Consider the following 18,813-nt stretch of genomic DNA (forward strand, 5'->3'; position numbering starts at 1 on the left):
CTTTTTTTATTTTTGCAATTAAAATAGTAGTGTCGTAATGAAAAAAAATATTGTCCTTTTCGTTCTTTTCATTTTACCAATCGTTGCATATCTTTTTTTTGCATCTGGGGTAAATAGTTTTACAAAATTACCCACCGTTACACCTAAAATTCCTGATTTAGGAAATTGGGAGTCTTTGGATAAAGAAAAAGTATCTTTAGATAATAAAATTACCATTTTAGGCTTTTCAGGAACTGATGTTTTAAAAAACAGGGGTAACCTTTTTAATCTTAATGAAAAGATCTACCAGCGTTACCATACCTTCAAGGATTTACAATTTGTGATGGTTTGTCCATTAGGAACTGAGAATGATATTAAAAGTATTATGGATGCTCTAGATGAGTTTACTGATGTATCGCAATGGCATTTTGTGTTTACCACTCCAGAGAATATTAAAACCTATTACGAGCAATTGCACTTAAAAGGGAAACTAGATGAATTTACTGGAACGCCTAATGTTTACATAGTAGATAAAGAACGTAACTTGAGAGGTAGAAAAGATCAAGAAGAATATAAAGAGGGCTACAATACTTTTCATCCATCTGAATTGAGTAATGAGATGCTTGATGATTTTAAAATTATTCTTTATGAATATCGTGCTGCGCTTAAGAAAAATCACAATGCTACAAAACAACTTTTAAAAGAATAATATGTTTAAGAATAAATCATACATCGGTATATCATTCATTATTTTGGTATTTGGAATCTATGCAATTCCTAAAATTATTAGTCGCATTCAAAACGGTGATGTTGTTCAAGCAGATCGTTTAGACAATGTTGCTACTGCTTCTAAAAAAGATGAGAAACTAGTTGAAATTGGGCCTGCGCCAAAATTTGAATTAGTCAATCAAAACAACGAGAAGATTACTAATGAATCTTATAAAGGAAAAGTTTACGTTTTAGAATTTTTCTTTACAACATGTCCTTCAATTTGTCCTAAGATGAATCAAAGCATGTTGCTTATCGAAAAGAAATTCTTTGGGAATCCTAATTTCGGAATCGCATCTATAACCATAGATCCTAATCATGATACTTCAAAAGTTTTGAAAGAACATGCTGAACTATTAGGTGTAAAGTCTGCTAATTGGAATTTTTTAACGGGTGATCGTGATTATATATTTGGATTAGCGAATAAGGGATTTAATCTTTATGCTGCTGCCAATGATAAAGTTGCTGGTGGATTTGAACATTCTGGATTGTTTGCGTTGATTGATAAGGAAGGGAATATCCGTTGTAGAAAAGACAATTTTGGTAATCCGATTCTTTATTACGACGGTTTAGAGAAAAAAGGAGTTAGAGATATTCAACAAGACATTAGCATGTTATTAGAAGAATAGAAATTATGAGTGAGCAAAATTTAGAACAAAAATATAAAAAGTGGATTGTCCTTTTATCAGTGGCAATTCCGTTAGTTGTTGTGTTGCTTTTTAGTGTGAATTTAAGGAAATTAGGTTTTGATGTGGCTCCGCTCACGTTTTTACCACCTATTTATGCTACAATAAATGCAATTACAGCAGTTTTATTAGTTTCTGCAGTTGTTGCCATTAAAAATGGTAATAAAAAATTGCATGAAAATTTAATGAAAGGGGCAATTGGCTGTTCAATTGCTTTTTTAGGAATGTACGTTGCGTACCACATGACCTCTGATTCGACTAAATTTGGTGGAGAAGGAATCATTAAATATGTTTATTATTTTATCTTATTTACGCACATCGTTTTATCGGTTATAATTATTCCGCTTGTGTTAATTACTTACGTTAGAGCATTGGCTCAAGTATTTGATAAACATAAAAAAATTGCAAAAATCACATTTCCTATTTGGTTGTACGTTGCGGTAACTGGTGTTGTAGTTTATTTAATGATTTCTCCTTATTATGTTTAAAAAAATCAAATTTCAATTTATAGCTCTATCGTTTTTAATCCTTTCTTCAGCAGCAGTACAAGCACAATGTGCAATGTGTAGAGCCGCTTTAGGAGGTGAGTCTAATGTTGCTCAAGCACAAGCCGTCAATGACGGAATCGTTTATTTAATGGCTATACCGTATATTTTAGTAGGTGGTATAGGTTATGCGGTTTATAGGTTATATAAAAAGAAAAAAACAACTTAGCAGTAGCGATTATTTTAATCCGTCTACCGCTATGTTTATTTGTCCGTTGACTTTTATGAATGCAATAATTGCGTTTTTAGTCAACTGTATTTTGTCAAACTCAATGTCATCCATTTTACCATTTACATAAACACCCGGAATAGGCGAGTAATTTTTTAAGTAAGTCATCATAGTTTCTTTACCTTCATCTAGATTTGCTTGAATAGAGTAACGGCAGCTTTCCTGAATTTTTCTTAATACAATTCCTTGTGCTAGCCAGTTTGCGGTACGCATCAATTTACTTTTAGTATCCAAAACATAGTCCAAGTGATCAAAATAAATCTCTCTTGTTTTGTTATCATATTGAGGATAACCTGCAAGGTAAATTTTTCCGTTTACAGAACCTGTCATTTCTAAGGCAATAACCATTTTGCCATCTTTATGCCAGATAGCTACATCTTGAACTTTTACTTTTTTTGAACCAGATTCAAATTCTTGACCTGAAAAATTCTTTCGTATTATTTTAGAAGCATCTTGATACGTAGATACTGCAACAATATTTGCGGTGATTTGATTTGGGATTTTAATAACGGGTTTCAATACTATTTTATTTGCATCAAATTTACTTTCTGGCTTTTGGCCAATGAGTGTTTCCATAGTACATTTCATTCCCATTTGAAGGAGAAATGAATCATTTTTTAATTTAGCGGCTGTACTATAAATTTCGACAGGTACTATGCGAAGCCAACTCTCATAGGCTTCGTTCATTTGAAAAGGCATGCATACTTTTTCTAAAGCTGCTAGAACATTTGGTTTAAAATCCATTGATTTTTCTATAGCTGAGTCAATAGATTTTTCAAGTTTTGATTTAAAAATTTGTACGGCAGGATTCATTAAATAGGTTACAGGGACATTTTTCCCAAAAACAACCATCGTTGGGCTTTCGTTCCATTCTAAGGATTTCAATTGTGTTTTTGTAATTAGTTTCCAGTTATTCAATGCTACATCGCTACTCAGTGTAATGACACCATTTAAATTAAATTCCTGAGTATTGTATAAGGACACGCCCAATGTCTTTGTTCCTATTCTATATTTTACAGTAGCTTTTAAGGGTAAAATAGTTTTAATTCTTTCTCCTGAAGATGCGTTTTCATTTTGTATCGTAATTGGAGCAAGTTTCCATATTTTCATTTCAATATCATCATCTGTAATGTCATTATCTTCATAAATTAATCCATTTAACAAAGCATTGGTTTGATTCTCGATATCCTTGAGTTTTACGCTAATTGGTATGTTTATAAAGGAAGTCTTGTTTTCATATACCAGCGGAGTTGCGTCATCTGGTTCAGGTTTTAATGTATCTATTTTTTGAGTTGTTGAGCAACTAATTGCTAATAGACATAATAGACTTAAAGCGAAGATATGTTTCGGCATTATTTTAATTTTTAAGTCGTAAAATTACTAAAAGAAATATATTTTAAGATAAAACTGTAACATTTATATCATAATTAAGTCTTATGAATTAAGATGTTGATTAGCGCTTTTTAGATAATAAGCATTAGGAATTCTTTTATTAGATAAAAACTATTGTTTACAAAACGATACTTATGATAGAAATTAAAGATTTACATAAATCCTATAAAATGGGAAACTCAGAATTACATGTCTTAAAAGGCATTAATTTTAGTATCAAAGAAGGGGAGCTAGTTGCTATAATGGGTTCTTCAGGTTCTGGTAAATCTACATTGCTGAATATTTTGGGAATTTTAGATGAGGCAGATACAGGAAGTTATACTTTAGATAATGTGCCTATTAAAAAATTAAATGAAACGATTGCTTCACGTTACCGCAATAAATTTTTAGGTTTTGTTTTTCAATCATTTAATTTAATCAATTATAAAAGTGCTTTAGACAATGTAGCTATGCCTTTATATTATCAAGGTGTTAAAAGAAAAGAGCGTTATGAAATTGCGATGACTTATTTACAAAAAGTAGGTTTAGGAACGCATTCTCATCATTTACCATCAGAACTTTCTGGAGGACAAAAACAACGTGTAGCTATTGCAAGAGCATTGGCATCAAATCCTAAAGTTTTATTAGCCGATGAGCCTACGGGAGCATTAGATACCAAGACCTCTTATGAAGTAATGGAACTAATACAAGGGATTAATGATGAGGGGAAAACAATACTCATTGTAACGCACGAGCCAGATATTGCGGCAATGTGCAAGAGAAATGTAGTGCTGAAAGATGGACTAATCATAGACGATAAAATGGTAGAACAAGTAAGAGCTTCTGCATATGTTTAATACGGAACGCTGGCAGGAAATATTTGAGGCTATTGCCAAAAACAAACTGAGAACGTTTCTTACCGGAATCTCTGTGGCTTCGGGTATTTTTATTTTAGTGATATTGTTAGGAGTTGGGAAAGGACTTCAAAACGGAATAGAAAAGAAATTTGAGAATGATGCTTCGGGATTGATTTCCTTTTGGTCCGGAACAACAACTAAAGAATATAAAGGATTGAATCCAGGAAGGCAAATTCAATTTAGAAACAGCGATTATGATGTTGCTCTTCAAAAATACGGTGATCAATTAGTGATAAAATCAGCGAACTATATTTTTTGGAGTGGTATTATGTCTCACGGAAAAGAATCGGGTAACTATCGTTTCATTGGAGTAAATCCAGACTATTTAGCAGTTGAAAATGCCTCTATTGTTGAAGGAAGGTTCATCAATCAAAATGACCTGAACAATAGCGAGAAAGTTACTGTTATTGGACAAAAAGTAAAACTAGACATGTTCAAGGACAAAAGTCCGATAGGAGAATTGCTAGTTATTAACGGTATTAATTTTAAAATAGTAGGTGTTTTTACTGATCCTGCAGGGGAAAGAGAGGAAACACGTGTATATATTCCCATTACAACCACTCAGCAAGCTTATGGAGTAGGTGATAAAATAAGTAATCTTGATTTTACCTTACCCAAAAAAGATACTTATGAGGAAGCTTTAGCTGAATCTGAGAAATTTACAGAAGGCTTAGGGCAGCTATTGCGAAGTAAAAATAGTATTGCACCTGATGATGAAGGAGCGATTGGGGTAGGTAACACGGTTGAAGATGCCAAGCAATTTTATGACTTAAACCTTTACATTCGATTGTTTTTTTGGTGGGTTGGAATTTGTACTATAATTGCAGGAGTAGTTGGTGTGAGTAACATCATGCTGATTATTGTGAAAGAAAGGACTAAAGAAATTGGAATTAGAAAAGCTCTAGGTGCTTCGCCTTTTTCTATTGTAGTAATGATATTGCATGAATCTATTTTTATAACCACAATTTCTGGTTTTGTAGGGCTTTTATCTAGTCTTTTATTGCTAGAGATTGTAGGGCCTATGGTCAAAAGTGATTATTTTTTAAATCCAGAAGTAGATTTTAGTGTCGCTATGAGCACATTAATTTTACTAGTATTAGCAGGGGCAATAGCTGGATTTTTTCCAGCATATAGAGCAGCCAGCATTAAACCTATTGTAGCACTAAGAGACGAATAATTATGTTTGATAGAGATAAATGGATTGAAGTTTTAGAGGCGCTAACGGCAAATACGTTCCGAACTATCTTGACGGCTTTTGGGGTTTTCTGGGGAATATTTATTCTGGTGATTTTGCTTGCTGCCGGAAAAGGACTAGAAAACGGAGTGAAGAAAGGATTTGACGGGATAGCTACAAATACTATGTTTATGTGGAGTCAAACTACTTCAAAGCCATTTAAAGGGCTTCCTAAAGTAAGAAGGTATGATTTTAAAAATGGAGACATAACGGCTTTAAAAGAAAAGTTTCCGGATCTATTGTATGTTTCTCCTCGTAATCAACTAGGAGGTAATGATAGTGAATCTAGTAATGTGGTTAGAGGGACAAAAACAGGGTCGTACACTATTTTTGGCGATTATCCTGAGTTGGTAAAACAAGAACAAATGGAAATTGTTAATGGACGTTTTATTAACTATCAAGATATCAAATTAAAAAGAAAAGTAGCCATAATTGGTAGCGGTGTAATTACAGATTTATACGGTAGAACAGAAGATGTTATTGGAACTTATGTAAAAGTAAGCGGGATTAATTTTTTAGTCGTAGGGATTTACAAATCTAAATCTAGAGGTGGTGGTAATGCTGAAAGAGAACAGAAAAAGATATTTATTCCTTTTACCACATTTCAGCAAGCTTATAATTATGGAGATGTAGTAGGATGGATGGCTTTAACAGCAAATGATAACGCATCAATCACTACGCTAAAACCTCAGATTTTAGAATTTATGAAATCGCGACATTCTATAAATCCTACGGATGATAGAGCGATTGGAAATTTTGATTTATATGCCGAGTTCAGTAAAATTCAAGGGCTATTTTTAATATTGAAATTCATCGCTTATTTTGTAGGGACGCTAGTTTTACTTTCTGGAGTAATAGGTATTTCAAATATCATGCTAATTGTGGTAAAAGAACGAACCAAAGAAATTGGAATAAGAAGGGCTTTAGGAGCAACCCCAGGAGCGATACGTTCTCAAATATTGTTAGAGTCCATTTTTTTGACCATTGTCGCCGGTATGTTTGGTATTGCAATGGCCACGGGAGTAGTTGCTATTATTAATGTAATCCTCGATAGCATGCCTAGCGAAGGAATGATGTTTGCCAATCCAAGCGTAGATCTTACTGTTGTTTTTGTAGCGTTATTAATATTAGTAGGTTCTGGTCTATTGGCAGGATATATCCCAGCGCAAACAGCAATTAATGTTAAACCCGTAGACGCTTTAAGAGCCGAATAAATAATCAATCAAAAAATAATCGATTAAATCATAACACGATGAAAAAAGGAGTAACCATTACTATTTTAATTTTTATAGCTTTCGCTTTCTTTGGCGCCTTGTATTATTTATATGCTAAAAATCAGGAGTCGCCTATAGTTTACGCTACGGATAAAGCGGAGACTAAAACGATTGTGAAAAACACAATTGCCACAGGAAATATCGTTCCAGACGAAGAGGTGTTGATCAAGCCAAATATTTCAGGTATTATTGAAGCGGTTTACATCAAAGCAGGACAAAATATTAAAGCTGGAGATTTAATTGCTAAGATTAAAGTAGTTGCAAATGTATCTAATTTAAGTAGTTCTCAAAACCAATTGCAATCAGCTAAAATTGAACTTGATAATCAGGAGATTTTGCATAAAAGACAAAAAACATTATTTGATAAAGGTGTGATTTCAGCTAATGATTATGATGCTGCTCAGTTATCTTACAATTCAGCTAAACAAAATTATAATGCGGCTAGACGTGGTTTAGATATTGTTAAAACAGGAACAACATCTGGCTTAGGGAATTACGCGAACACCTTAATACGCTCTACTGTAAACGGAATGGTGCTTGATGTTCCTGTGAAAGTAGGGAATCAAGTGATTGAAAGTAATAATTTTAATGAAGGAACAACTATTGCGAGTGTTGCTGATGTAGGCAGAATGATTTTTGTAGGTAAAATTGATGAGTCGGAAGTAGGTAAGATAAAAGAGAAATTGCCTATCGAAATAACTGTTGGAGCTATCGAAAATAAAAAATTTGATGCTGTTTTACAATATATCGCACCTAAAGGTGTTGCAGAAAATGGGGCTATTCAATTCGAAATTAAAGCTTCTTTAGAAAATAAAGCGGATACTTTTATTCGAGCTGGTCTAAGTGCCAATGCTTCTATTATATTAGAAAAAGCCGATAAAGTTTTGGCTATAAAAGAAGGTTTAGTACAATTTGATAAAAAAACACAATTACCGTATGTAGAAATAGAAACGGAATCGCAAAAGTTTGCTAGAAAAGATCTTGTTCTAGGCGTTAGCGACGGAATTTATGTTGAAGTAAAAAGCGGAATAAAAGCATCGGATAAAATAAAAATTTGGAATCAAGGAGTTAAAGAACCAGATTCAGAAGAATAAAAACCTATTAAAAGAATTTTAGTTTAGAGATAAATGTTAAATTTGTGTAATACCTTTGTTACACTTCCATACAAAAAATATGAAAAAGAATCGTTGGATACCCTTAGTTTTGCTCTTTGCTTTTAGCTTAGCGTCAAACGCGCAAGATAAAAAATGGACACTTGAGGAATGTGTGAAATATGCTGTAGAGCATAATATTTCGATAAAACAAACTGCTCTAGATACGCAATCAGCTCAGATCGATAAAAAAGGAGCGCTTGGTAGTTTCTTACCCTCATTAAATGCTTCGGCATCGCATTCTTGGAACATTGGTTTGAACCAAGACATTACTACGGGTTTGTTACAAAATCAAACCACTCAATTTACCTCTGCAGGTGCTAATGTGGGTATTGATATTTATAAAGGTTTACAAAACCAAAACACCTATAGAAGAGCAAAATTATCGATTATAGCTGCACAATATAAATTGACAAAAATGCAAGAAGATGTTGCATTGAATGTTGCTAATGCTTTTTTGCAAGTACTTTTTAATAAAGAATTTTTAAAAGTACAACACGAACAAATGGGAATTAATGAAAAGCAGTTGGCTCGTTCGCAAGAACTCGTTAACGCAGGAACAATTCCTCGTGGAGATTTATTAGATGTTAAAGCAACGCTTGCCACTAATAATCAAAATGTAATTGCTGCCGAAAATGCTTTGTTGATTTCTAAATTAAGTTTAGCGCAATTATTGCAATTAGATGATTTTACAAAGTTTGATGTTGTTGATAATACTATTTTAGGGGATGATAATAATGTCTTAGCACAAGATGTGAATGTTATTTATGTTAAGGCTAAACAAGAAAGAACCGGGTTAAAAATAGCACAAACAAACTTAGAAATTGCTCAAAAAAGTCTTGCTATTGCTAAAGGAGGATTGATGCCTACTTTACAAGGTTTCTACAGTTTTAGTTCTAGGGTAGCTTATAGCGATAGAGTTACTGGAGTTGTGCCTGATGCATTAAATCCTACAACAAGTGTTGGGTTTGTAGAAGGGACAAATCAAAATGTATTGACACCTAATTTTACAAGAACATTAGGAGGGCCACTACCGTTTTTTGATCAGTTTAGTAATAATAAAGGACAGTCTTTTGGAGTGCAATTAAGTATTCCTATTTTTAATGGTTTCTCTGCACGAAATAATATTGAGCGATCTAAAGTAACTTTGGAGAAATCTAAAATAGCATTAGAACAAGAAAGTCTTGATTTACAAAGAAATGTTTATACCGCTTTCGCAGATGCTAAAGGTGCTTTGAAATCGTATGACTCAGCACTAAGCGCTTTAGAAGCAAGAAAAGGATCGTATGATTATGCTAAAGAAAAATTTGATGTAGGTTTGATGAATTCATTTGACTTGAACCAGTCACAAACTTTGCTTGCTAATGCTGAATCAGAAGTGTTAAGAACAAAATACGATTATATATTCAAAATTAAAATATTAGAATTCTATTTTGGAATTCCTATCATTAAAAACTAATTCATTATGTCAAAGAAAACAATTTATTATATTGTTGGAGGAGCAGTTCTTCTTATTGTTGTATTAATCGCACTTTCTAAAGCAGGAGTTATTGGAAATAAAGATAACGGAACTGAAGTAGAAATTGCTACGGTAAATACTGCTACTATTGTAGAAACAGTTTCGGCAACAGGAAAAATTCAACCAGAAATTGAGGTAAAAATAGCTTCTATGGTTTCTGGAGAAATTATTTCATTGCCTGTTAAAGAAGGACAAGTCGTTAAAAAAGGAGATTTATTGGTAAAAATAAACCCTGATTTATATACTTCAAGTTTAAATAGAACTATTGCAGGATTATCAGGATCAAAAGCAGGTTTAACACAAGCAGATGCGCAATTTAAAGAAGCGAAATCAAGCTATGATAGAAACAAAACGCTTTTTCAAAAAGGAATTATATCTAAATCTGATTGGGATAAAGCAGTAGCGTCATTTGAGGTAGCTCAAGCAACAAAACAAACGGCTTATTTTAATGTGCAAAGTGCTTCGGCATCTGTGAGTGAAGCTAAAGATAATTTAGGACGTACAGTTATTTACGCACCAGCAGATGGAACAATATCTATGTTAAATGTTGAGCTTGGAGAACGTGTGCTAGGTACGCAACAAATGACAGGAACTGAAATCTTAAGAGTAGCTAACTTGAATAACATGGAAGTAGAGGTTGATGTTAATGAAAATGATATCGTGAAAATCAAAGTTGGCGATGAGGCAAATGTTGAAGTAGATGCTTATCTAAAAAAGAAATTTAAAGGTGTAGTAACGAGTATTTCTAACTCAGCGAGCAGTACATTAACATCTGATCAAGTTACTAATTTTAAAGTAAAAGTTAGAATTGTAAAAGAATCATACCAAGATTTATTAGAAGGAAAACCTGCAGCTTACTCTCCTTTTAGACCAGGAATGACGGCTACAGTAGATATTATTACTAAGACAAAAGCTAATGTGGTGAATGTGCCTATTAGTTCAATCGTAATCAAATCAGATACAACATCTACTAAAGGAATCCAATTAGTGGAAACTGCAGAAGACAAGGAAGCAGTTGTGAAAAGCGATAAAAAATTTGAATGTGTATTTGTAAAAGTAGGAGATAAAGCTAAAATTCGTATTATCAAAACAGGAATTCAAGATGATACTAATATTGAAATTTTATCAGGACTTAAAAAAGGAGATGTAGTGGTTACAGGACCTTATACTACCGTAACAAAAGAATTAAATTCAGGAGATAAAATTAGCATCAAAAAAGAAGGTGTTGATGCTAAAAAGTAAAAGAATACATTAAATAGTTCTCAAAGTCGCTTAGTGTAAAACTAAGCGACTTTTTGTTTTAAGATTAGGATTGTTTTTTTACTACGTTTTAACGTCCTTTGTACAATAATAAATTGCACTAAATAAAAGATATACTAAACCATAATGGCTTACATTTTAAATATTGAAACGGCTACAAAAAACTGTTCTGTTGCTATTGCAAAAGATGGCGAAATGCTAATTTGTAATGAAATTGCAGAAGAAGGATATTCACACGCAGAACGTTTGCATGTTTTTATTGAAGAAAGCTTGGCAGAAGTAGGAATCACTTATAAAGATTTAACTGCTGTAGCGGTGAGTCAAGGCCCAGGATCATATACAGGGCTTCGAATAGGGGTTTCTGCAGCAAAAGGGCTTTGTTATGCGTTATCGATTCCGTTGATAGCTGTAGATACTTTGCAAGCATTAGCAGCGCAAGTAAAAATTACTGAGGGTTTAGTTGTACCTATGATTGATGCGCGTAGAATGGAAGTCTATAGTGCAATTTTTACTAAAGATTTAGTGTCTCAACGTACAACTCTGGCGGAGGTTTTAACTGAAGATTCTTTTAATGATTTACAACAGCCTATTTATTTTGTGGGCGATTGTGCCGATAAAGCTAAAACGGTACTAAATAAAGCTAATTTTAATTTCTTAGAAGGGGTAAAATACCCGTCAGCAAGAGAAATGTGCGCGCTTAGTTATGCTAAGTATAAAAAAAGCGACACTGTAGATGTCGCTTATTTTGAACCTTTTTATTTAAAAGATTTTATGATTACTGCACCTAAAAAGTAGTTGCTATGTTGCTGAATTACTTTGCGACACTTCTTTAACAAAAGGTTGGATGATAATTCCGGCTGCGTCAAAAGCATTTTTGCAATTTTCTAACGTGTCCGTAAATACTGCACCAAAATCTTCGTTGTTTGCCCATGGTCGTACCGCTAATTGAATAGCGCTATCTGTTAGGTTTTTGACAAAAACATCTGGTTTGGGTGTTTGCAATACTTTTGGGTTGTTATTTAATATTTCCATAATGAGATCTTTTGCCTTTTTAATGTCAGAATCATAAGATATTGAAAAGGTCAAATCAGCTCTTCTGCTTTTTTGTAGTGAATAATTTGTAATTGTACCATTAGACAAAATCCCATTCGGAATAAAAACGGTTTGATTGTTTGCCGTAATTAATTTAGTTACAAAAATTTGTATTTCGCTAACCGTTGCAATCACTCCTTGTGCTTCTATAGTATGGCCTACTTTAAAAGGTTTAAATAGTATTATAAGCATTCCTCCAGCAAAATTAGACAATGATCCTTGTAGTGATAAGCCTATTGCAAGTCCCATTGCTCCTAATATCGCTACAAATGAAGAGGTCTCAATACCTAACTTTGCTATAAAAGTCACGAATAGTAATATTCTAAGTCCCCATAATAAAATATCGGCTAGAAACTTAGTTAATGTAGGATCTAAATCCCTTTTAATCATGATTCTTCTAATGAATCTATTGATTAATCGGATAGCATATAGACCAATGAAAAGTACTACAAGAGCAGAGATCAATTTGGGAGTGTAAGCTAAAAACTCTTTAAAATAAATGTTGGCATAGTGTGTTGCCATATTAATATCTGTAGCCATTTTTTTTAATAAAAAACCCTCTCTAAAGAGAAGGTTTGTGTTTGCTTTGCAAAAATACAAATTAATATTTTTAGCACACTATTAAAAATGTTCTTTGGATCTTATTTAGTAGGTTTTGCTTTCTCTAGTTCGGTTTTTTTATCTGTAAGTGCATCAATTTTGTCTTCAATAGCTTCCTTTGCATTGTCAGTAAAATCTTCTAATTTGTCCATGGCAACTTTCGTTTTTTCTTTAACAGTATCCATTGTCTGTTCAAGAGTTTCAGCTGTTTTATCTGAGTATTCACTAAAGGTTTCTTTGGCCTTATCAGCATAGTCATTTGCTTTATCAAGCAAGGGAGCTGCAGATTCCTTGGCATCTTCAAATGCAGTTTCTGCTTTATCAGCAACTTCACTTATCGTTTCTTTTGCTCTAGCGATCGCGTCATCAGTAAAAGTTTCGGCTTTATCTGTTAGCGTTGCTGTAGTTTCTTTGGCTGAGCCAAATAAATTTGTAAAAAATGATGTAACTCCCATGTTGTTTTTTATTTGATTAGAGTACAATGATAAGCTTTTTTTAAATAAGTTGTTTTATTTTATTGTTAATCAGTATTTTATGATTTTTGATGTAAATTGTTGTTTTGAAAAGTTGGAAATGAAAAGTCAAGTTTTATAAAAAAAAACAGGCACAAAAAAAACGTTTCAATTGAAACGTTTTTTTTTATTTTGAATAAAATTACTCTAATTCAAATGTGATTTTTAGATTAACTCTAAACTCAGCAACTTTCCCATCTTTTACAGTTGCACTTTGCTCTTGCACATAAACTGATTTGATATTTTTTACAGATTTAGACGCTTTAGTTACGGCTTGCTGTGTAGCATCTTCCCAACTTGTACTTGAACCTGATAATACTTCGATAACTTTTAATACTGACATAATTTTTTAGTTTGTTTGGTTAAAAACTAAAATTAACAAATTTTTTCTTGTTTTCATAAAAAACAGCTCGTTATTTTTTGTTTAAAACAATATGAATCAGTAGTATGGGTATTTTATTGTTTATGCGTTTATTGCTTCAACATTAATTTTTTCATCATTAAGCATGCTTTTTAACATGTTTTCAATACCACTTTTTAAAGTGAATGTTGATGAAGGGCATCCGCTACAAGCACCTTGTAAAATTACTTTTACTGTTTTTGTACTTTCTTCGAATGAATCAAATGCAATATTACCACCATCTGCAGCAACAGCTGGCTTAACATATTCTTCAAGTATGTTGATGATTTTTTGAGAAGTTTCATCTAAAGAATCAAAGCTAGCATCTTTATTTTTTTCGTCTTTTTCGATAGTTTGAATTAAGCTTTCGTCAAGAACTGTCCCTCCGTTCTCAATGTATTGCTTGATAAAGCTTCTTAGTTCAAGAGTGATTTCTTCCCAGCTAATTACTTCGTATTTAGTAACAGAGATATAGTTCTCATCAATAAAGATTTCTTTTACATAAGAGAAATTAAAAAGCTCTCTCGCAAGTGGTGATGGGCCTGTTTGATCAATGTTTTTAAATTCTATAGCATTTTTAGTCAACATACGACTTACAACAAATTTTAATGCTGACGGGTTGGGTGTAGTCTCTCCATAAACAGTAATTGGTTGTTTTTTAGTTTTATTTTCCTGTACGGCAATAATTACTCCTCCGTCATTTACAAATGCTTCTATTTGTTCAGCAACTGCGTCTTTAACATCTTCCCATTCTACAATGCTGTATTTTTCAACGGCAACAAAATTACCAGAGATGTACACTGTTTTTACAAATGGTAAATGAAATAATTTTTGTGCCAATGGTGATGCTTTTGCGTCATCAATATTTTTAAATTCGTAACTTTCATTTTGGGCGATGAAATCTTCAAATTCAAATTTTAATATCGTTGGATTTTGAGTTTCTTTTATGGTGATCTTTGTCATGACTTTGTGTAAGTTTTTACAAATTTAGTGAAGTTATTTTCGATGAATAACTATATTTGAAATATAAATGAATAAATTAACTTTATTTTAAATTATTAAAGAGAATTTCACTTCATTATCCAGTTGTTTCAATACTATTTTCACCAGGTAAAAATGTTTTCATGTTTTTAAAGTTTAGCGTATCCATTTGTTTCTTGTTTGTTACCTGTTTCACTTACTCGCAGGAAGGTATTGCAGTATATTCTGACTATTTATCGGATAACTATTATCTAATCCACCCGTCTATGGCTGGTGCTGCAAATTGTGCTAAAGTAAGACTGACATCACGCAAACAATGGTTTAGTCAGGACGATGCGCCAGCAATGCAAACATTGAGTTTTAATGGAAAAATAGGAGATAAGTCGGGTGCAGGAATTATTCTTTTTAATGACAAAAATGGGTATCACTCGCAAAAAGGAGTTAAACTGACTTATGCCTATCATTTAATGTTTTCAAGGGATGAAGTTGATTTAAATCAATTGTATTTTGTAAAAAGGAGAAGTATAATTGCAATTGTCCAACAATTAATTAAAATAAAAAAAAGATGTTAATAAAAACAGTAAACGGAAAAACGCCAATTATACCAGATGATTGTTATGTTGCTGAAAATGCAACTATAATAGGAGAGGTGAGTTTTGGTAAATCTTGTAGTGTGTGGTTTAATGCCGTTATTAGAGGGGATGTTAATTTTATAAAATTTGGTGATAAAGTAAACATTCAAGATGGAGCAGTGATTCATTGTACGTATAAAAAACATCCTACAATTATAGGTAACAACGTTTCAATAGGGCATAATGCAATTGTTCATGGGTGTACAATTCAGGATAATGTATTGATAGGAATGGGAGCAATAGTTATGGATAATTGTGTTGTAGAAAGCAATTCTATTATTGCTGCAGGCGCGGTGATTACTCAAAATACAGTTGTTAGCTCAGGGACTATTTGGGCGGGTGTTCCTGCCACAAAAGTAAAAGATATTAACCAATCAGATTTTGCGGGTGAAATAGGACGTATAGCTAATAATTATGTAATGTATTCTAGTTGGTTTAAAGAAGAAGAGTAGTGTTTGTAATTCAAATTATAAATTAATTTTTTCAAAAAAGCTGTTCTTATAGCTTTCGCTAATTGGAATTCTTTTTTCAGCAATGATCACTTTGTTTTTTTGAATAGATTTCACATGTTTTATATTTATGATATAAGACCTGTGAATTCTAGCAAATCCTTTGTTACTCAATTGTGTCTCTAGTTTTATAAGACTAATTAATGTTAAAATGTATTTGTTGTCTACAGTGTATATTTTGACATAGTCTTTTAAGCCTTCAATATATAAAATATCAGCAAAATTTAATTTTACATTCTCATATTCGGCTCTAACAAACATAAAATCGTGTTCAATTTCTGGAGGTGTAAGTTTAGAATTATATGTTGCGGGAATATTTTGAGGATTTAATAGTTGTTGCGCGCGCGTTACCGACTTTAGAAATCGATTAAAAGGTATTGGTTTAACCAAATAATCAACGGCGCCTAAGTTAAATCCTTCAACTGCATAGTTTTCATAAGCAGTAGTAAAAATTATTAGTGGTTTTTTATCAATTGCATTTAAGAAATCAATTCCTGAAAAATGAGGCATTTCGATGTCTAAAAAAATCAAGTCAACATTTGATTGATTAACTACTGATATTGCGTCAATAGCGTTGTTGAAAGTATTTACTAGCTCAAGAGTTTCTACTTTGCTAACAAATTCTTTTATTAAATCAACTGCTAAAGGTTCGTCATCAATAATTACACATTTCATTTTTGGTTTCTTTAAGTTAGGACTAAAATACTGTTTTAATTAAGTGTTTGTTTTTTTTAATTGATCTAATTTTAATTTTAGATGTGCAGTGTAAGTACCGTCAGTTTCTAGAATAGTAAGTTGATGCGAGTTTGGATACAGTAAATCCAGTCTGTTTTCTATGTTATTCATCCCTATTCCGGAGTTATCTGGATCTTTAGTATAATCTTGGATTTTGTTTTCGATCCAGAAATCTAAATTATCATTCTCAATACTTATTTTTATTTTAACATAAGCAGCGCCTTTATAATCAGTTCCATATTTAAAAGCATTTTCTACAAATGAGATTAATAGTAAAGGCTCAATGTACTTTTCTCTAGTTTCGCCGTGAATATTGATGTAAATATTTTCAATGTTATTGAGTCTTAGTTTCTGTAATTCTAAGTAATTTTTAATGTAATTGATTTCTTTTTCAAGAAATACGGTTTGATTATCTGTTTCATAGAGCATGTAACGCATCATTTCTGATAAGGTAACAATAGCGTCAGGAACCAAATCGGATTTTTTATAAGCTAAAGAATAGATGCTATTAAGAGCATTAAATAAAAAATGTGGGTTAGTCTGTTTCCTTAAGTAATTTAGTTCGCTAGCAGTTCTATTAGATTCCATAATTAACTTGTTTTGCTCATTATTATGGTATTCTGTTAAGGTTCTTATAACCGTACTTGCAGCAATGATGAAAATGTAAAATAAAGTAGGGATTATTTTAAAAAACAAAGGAGGTTTTCCTTGATGTGGTCCTCTTTGTAGTTGATTATTCGCTGCAGTATTCATTAATCTAGTCACCATTGGATTTCTAACTTCAGGCATAAAATAAAGAAAGCGTATTGTCATTAATATCAAAAGAATAACAACAACAATAGTGATATAAAGTCCTGCTTTTTTGTGTAATAATAGATTAGGAACTAAGTAATAATAATTCAAGTAGAATAATGCTATTCCGGTTACCCATTGTACAAAGAAGTCAGCATTAATATCAGTACTGTTTTCATAAAATGGTATTAGTGCCATAGACATGAAAAGACCCCAGATAATCACATGGATTAATACGGTACTTGAAATGTTATTTTTTAGTTTTTCTATATTCATTTAAATTTTTATTGCTAATGAAGTCAAATCATTTTTTGATAGTGTAGGAGAGGTATTGTCTTTTAATTTTTGCAATACAACTGCGCCTACTTTTAAAGCATCTTCTTCAGTTTCAAAACTACGATTATTTGCAATAACAGGAATTATTGATTGCTTAATAATGATTTTGTCATTTTCTTTAATGGTGTATCCCCATCCATTAGTTGTTTTTATGGATTCAAGTTTTAGATTATTAGCTCGATTACATGAAGTATTTAAAAAAATAAAAAGTAATACTAAGCTAATTTTTAATAGATTCAGTAATGAAAAAAACTTCTGGCTTGAATACCAGAAGTTTTTTATGTTTTTATTAATTGTCATCATCGTTTTGTTCTTCTAAAGGTTTAAATTCCCATGAGTCATCATAGTAAGCTGATCCTGATCTTCCTAATACAATAAAGCCTCTTTGGTTTATAGCAAAACCAGTAGCATCTGTTCTAGCAGATCCTTCTAAAGCTGTTTTCTCATTCCACAGGTCAGTCGATGGATTGTATTCCCAAATTGATTTAGAATTTTCGCCACAAGCAATATAACCTAAACCGTTCATTGAGAAGCTCACTGCATTAGATCGAGTAATTAAGTATGTATCATGATCATCTTCATCGTCATCAAGATCTCTTTTCTTAGTCCATACATCAGTGCTTGGGTCAAATTCCCAAAAGTCAACTTGGTAACTACCATTATTAATTCCAGTTCCTAAATATGCCTTGTCATCTATAACAAACACAGTAGCATTTCTTCTTTTGTTTCCACCAAAACCAGTTACTAGTGTCCAGTTGTCTAGTGCATCATCATACTGATAAAAATCTTTAAGATAATTTCCGTCATAACCAGTTCCAAAATATGCTTTTCCGCTTACTTGAAATCCCACAGCCGAATATCTTCCTGTTCCAGCAAAATCTGTTTTTTGTGTCCATTGATTAGTAGCAGGGTCATATTGATAAAAATCACGTAATTTATTAGTACCATCATAACCTAAGCCTACGTAACCTTTGTCATTTAATTCAAATGCAGAACTAGCACTTCTTGCAACACCTATGAAATCAGCTTTTTGTTCCCAAGAATCCCCGTCAGAGTTGTAAGCCCAAAGGTCGGTTAAATATTCATCGCCTGTATATCCTGTAGCTATATAGGCAAAACTACCTATTACAAAACTGCTAGCACTTGATCTTGCAGGGCCATCAAAGGTGGATTTTTTTATCCAGTTTCCTAATACGTCTTCATCTTCATCTTTACTACAGCCTACAAAGGCGATGTTGATAATAAGTGTTGTAAACAGTAAACCTTTTTTTAATATATTCATAATTATTGT

The 18,813-nt window shown here is 32.3% G+C and carries 21 protein-coding genes and 1 pseudogene; 13 read left to right on the forward strand and 9 right to left on the reverse strand.

Features of this window, described 5'->3' with window-relative positions; all coding sequences use genetic code 11:
- Positions 1 to 37 precede the first annotated feature (37 nt).
- From ACVEGE_RS09740 to ACVEGE_RS09755, 4 genes are read left to right on the forward strand one after another with little or no spacing between them, the layout of a single operon-like run.
- Positions 38 to 688 carry a hypothetical protein gene (locus tag ACVEGE_RS09740; RefSeq protein ID WP_173850594.1) on the forward strand — a complete coding sequence of 217 codons (651 nt, stop codon included), beginning with the start codon at positions 38 to 40 and terminating at the stop codon, positions 686 to 688.
- Position 689: 1 nt separating this feature from the next.
- Positions 690 to 1,376, forward strand: coding sequence for an SCO family protein (locus tag ACVEGE_RS09745; RefSeq protein WP_173850592.1), 687 nt, complete (start codon positions 690 to 692; stop codon positions 1,374 to 1,376).
- Positions 1,377 to 1,381: 5 nt separating this feature from the next.
- Positions 1,382 to 1,921, forward strand: coding sequence for a DUF420 domain-containing protein (locus ACVEGE_RS09750; RefSeq protein ID WP_173850590.1), 540 nt, complete (start codon positions 1,382 to 1,384; stop codon positions 1,919 to 1,921).
- Positions 1,914 to 2,147, forward strand: a complete 234-nt coding sequence (locus tag ACVEGE_RS09755) for a hypothetical protein (protein ID WP_192500550.1) — start codon at positions 1,914 to 1,916, stop codon at positions 2,145 to 2,147. Before ACVEGE_RS09750 ends, ACVEGE_RS09755 begins: the two co-directional genes overlap by 8 nt.
- Before the next feature lie 9 nt (positions 2,148 to 2,156).
- On the opposite strand, the gene ACVEGE_RS09760 is transcribed toward ACVEGE_RS09755, so the two are convergent.
- Positions 2,157 to 3,560 (reverse strand): DUF4403 family protein, encoded by a 1,404-nt coding sequence (locus ACVEGE_RS09760; protein ID WP_192500551.1) that lies wholly within the window; start codon positions 3,558 to 3,560, stop codon positions 2,157 to 2,159.
- Positions 3,561 to 3,733: 173 nt separating this feature from the next.
- Here ACVEGE_RS09760 and ACVEGE_RS09765 point away from each other — a divergent pair, with 173 nt between their 5' ends.
- The 7 genes from ACVEGE_RS09765 to tsaB all read left to right on the forward strand — a co-directional run bounded on the left by ACVEGE_RS09765 (position 3,734) and on the right by tsaB (position 11,728).
- Positions 3,734 to 4,435 (forward strand): ABC transporter ATP-binding protein, encoded by a 702-nt coding sequence (locus ACVEGE_RS09765; RefSeq protein WP_192500552.1) that lies wholly within the window; start codon positions 3,734 to 3,736, stop codon positions 4,433 to 4,435.
- The gene (locus tag ACVEGE_RS09770; RefSeq protein WP_192500553.1) at positions 4,428 to 5,672 is read left to right on the forward strand and encodes an ABC transporter permease; all 1,245 of its coding nucleotides are present in this window, start codon (positions 4,428 to 4,430) and stop codon (positions 5,670 to 5,672) included. The genes ACVEGE_RS09765 and ACVEGE_RS09770 overlap by 8 nt, the downstream gene beginning before the upstream one ends.
- Positions 5,673 to 5,674: 2 nt before the next feature.
- Positions 5,675 to 6,943, forward strand: coding sequence for an ABC transporter permease (locus ACVEGE_RS09775; protein ID WP_173850580.1), 1,269 nt, complete (start codon positions 5,675 to 5,677; stop codon positions 6,941 to 6,943).
- Positions 6,944 to 6,981: 38 nt separating this feature from the next.
- Positions 6,982 to 8,097, forward strand: coding sequence for an efflux RND transporter periplasmic adaptor subunit (locus tag ACVEGE_RS09780; RefSeq protein WP_192500554.1), 1,116 nt, complete (start codon positions 6,982 to 6,984; stop codon positions 8,095 to 8,097).
- Between the two features lie 79 nt (positions 8,098 to 8,176).
- Positions 8,177 to 9,613, forward strand: coding sequence for a TolC family protein (locus tag ACVEGE_RS09785; protein ID WP_173854885.1), 1,437 nt, complete (start codon positions 8,177 to 8,179; stop codon positions 9,611 to 9,613).
- 6 nt (positions 9,614 to 9,619) lie between these two features.
- Positions 9,620 to 10,915: an efflux RND transporter periplasmic adaptor subunit gene (locus ACVEGE_RS09790; RefSeq protein ID WP_173850574.1), complete on the forward strand. Its 1,296-nt coding sequence runs from the start codon at positions 9,620 to 9,622 to the stop codon at positions 10,913 to 10,915.
- A 144-nt stretch (positions 10,916 to 11,059) separates the two neighbouring features.
- A complete protein-coding gene (gene tsaB, locus ACVEGE_RS09795; protein ID WP_192500555.1) occupies positions 11,060 to 11,728 on the forward strand; it encodes a tRNA (adenosine(37)-N6)-threonylcarbamoyltransferase complex dimerization subunit type 1 TsaB in 669 nt (222 codons plus the stop codon).
- Positions 11,729 to 11,731: 3 nt separating this feature from the next.
- Here tsaB and ACVEGE_RS09800 read toward each other — a convergent pair whose 3' ends face one another.
- The 4 genes from ACVEGE_RS09800 to ACVEGE_RS09815 all read right to left on the reverse strand — a co-directional run bounded on the left by ACVEGE_RS09800 (position 11,732) and on the right by ACVEGE_RS09815 (position 14,500).
- On the reverse strand, positions 11,732 to 12,547 hold the full coding sequence (locus ACVEGE_RS09800; protein ID WP_225738095.1) for a mechanosensitive ion channel family protein: 816 nt from the start codon (positions 12,545 to 12,547) through the stop codon (positions 11,732 to 11,734).
- 119 nt (positions 12,548 to 12,666) lie between these two features.
- Positions 12,667 to 13,080 carry a YtxH domain-containing protein gene (locus ACVEGE_RS09805; RefSeq protein ID WP_192500557.1) on the reverse strand — a complete coding sequence of 138 codons (414 nt, stop codon included), beginning with the start codon at positions 13,078 to 13,080 and terminating at the stop codon, positions 12,667 to 12,669.
- Between the two features lie 199 nt (positions 13,081 to 13,279).
- Positions 13,280 to 13,480, reverse strand: coding sequence for a dodecin family protein (locus tag ACVEGE_RS09810; RefSeq protein ID WP_173850566.1), 201 nt, complete (start codon positions 13,478 to 13,480; stop codon positions 13,280 to 13,282).
- A 120-nt stretch (positions 13,481 to 13,600) separates the two neighbouring features.
- Positions 13,601 to 14,500, reverse strand: coding sequence for a NifU family protein (locus ACVEGE_RS09815; RefSeq protein WP_192500558.1), 900 nt, complete (start codon positions 14,498 to 14,500; stop codon positions 13,601 to 13,603).
- 161 nt (positions 14,501 to 14,661) lie between these two features.
- On the opposite strand from ACVEGE_RS09815, the pseudogene ACVEGE_RS09820 reads away from it, so the two are divergent.
- Positions 14,662 to 15,027: pseudogene (locus tag ACVEGE_RS09820) on the forward strand (PorP/SprF family type IX secretion system membrane protein); the annotation flags it as partial.
- Between the two features lie 56 nt (positions 15,028 to 15,083).
- On the forward strand, positions 15,084 to 15,602 hold the full coding sequence (locus ACVEGE_RS09825; RefSeq protein ID WP_192500559.1) for a gamma carbonic anhydrase family protein: 519 nt from the start codon (positions 15,084 to 15,086) through the stop codon (positions 15,600 to 15,602).
- A 15-nt stretch (positions 15,603 to 15,617) separates the two neighbouring features.
- On the opposite strand, the gene ACVEGE_RS09830 is transcribed toward ACVEGE_RS09825, so the two are convergent.
- The 4 genes from ACVEGE_RS09830 to ACVEGE_RS09845 are packed head-to-tail and all read right to left on the reverse strand — an operon-like array spanning position 15,618 to position 18,804.
- The gene (locus tag ACVEGE_RS09830) at positions 15,618 to 16,334 is read right to left on the reverse strand and encodes a LytR/AlgR family response regulator transcription factor (protein ID WP_173850559.1); all 717 of its coding nucleotides are present in this window, start codon (positions 16,332 to 16,334) and stop codon (positions 15,618 to 15,620) included.
- A 39-nt stretch (positions 16,335 to 16,373) separates the two neighbouring features.
- The gene (locus ACVEGE_RS09835; RefSeq protein ID WP_192500560.1) at positions 16,374 to 17,462 is read right to left on the reverse strand and encodes a sensor histidine kinase; all 1,089 of its coding nucleotides are present in this window, start codon (positions 17,460 to 17,462) and stop codon (positions 16,374 to 16,376) included.
- The gene (locus ACVEGE_RS09840; RefSeq protein WP_225738092.1) at positions 17,463 to 17,825 is read right to left on the reverse strand and encodes a DUF4907 domain-containing protein; all 363 of its coding nucleotides are present in this window, start codon (positions 17,823 to 17,825) and stop codon (positions 17,463 to 17,465) included.
- Complete coding sequence (locus ACVEGE_RS09845; RefSeq protein ID WP_192500561.1) at positions 17,812 to 18,804, reverse strand: Kelch repeat-containing protein; 993 nt, start codon at positions 18,802 to 18,804, stop codon at positions 17,812 to 17,814. The genes ACVEGE_RS09840 and ACVEGE_RS09845 overlap by 14 nt, the downstream gene beginning before the upstream one ends.
- Positions 18,805 to 18,813 lie beyond the last annotated feature (9 nt).

The organism is Flavobacterium sp. PL002 (assembly GCF_054165825.1).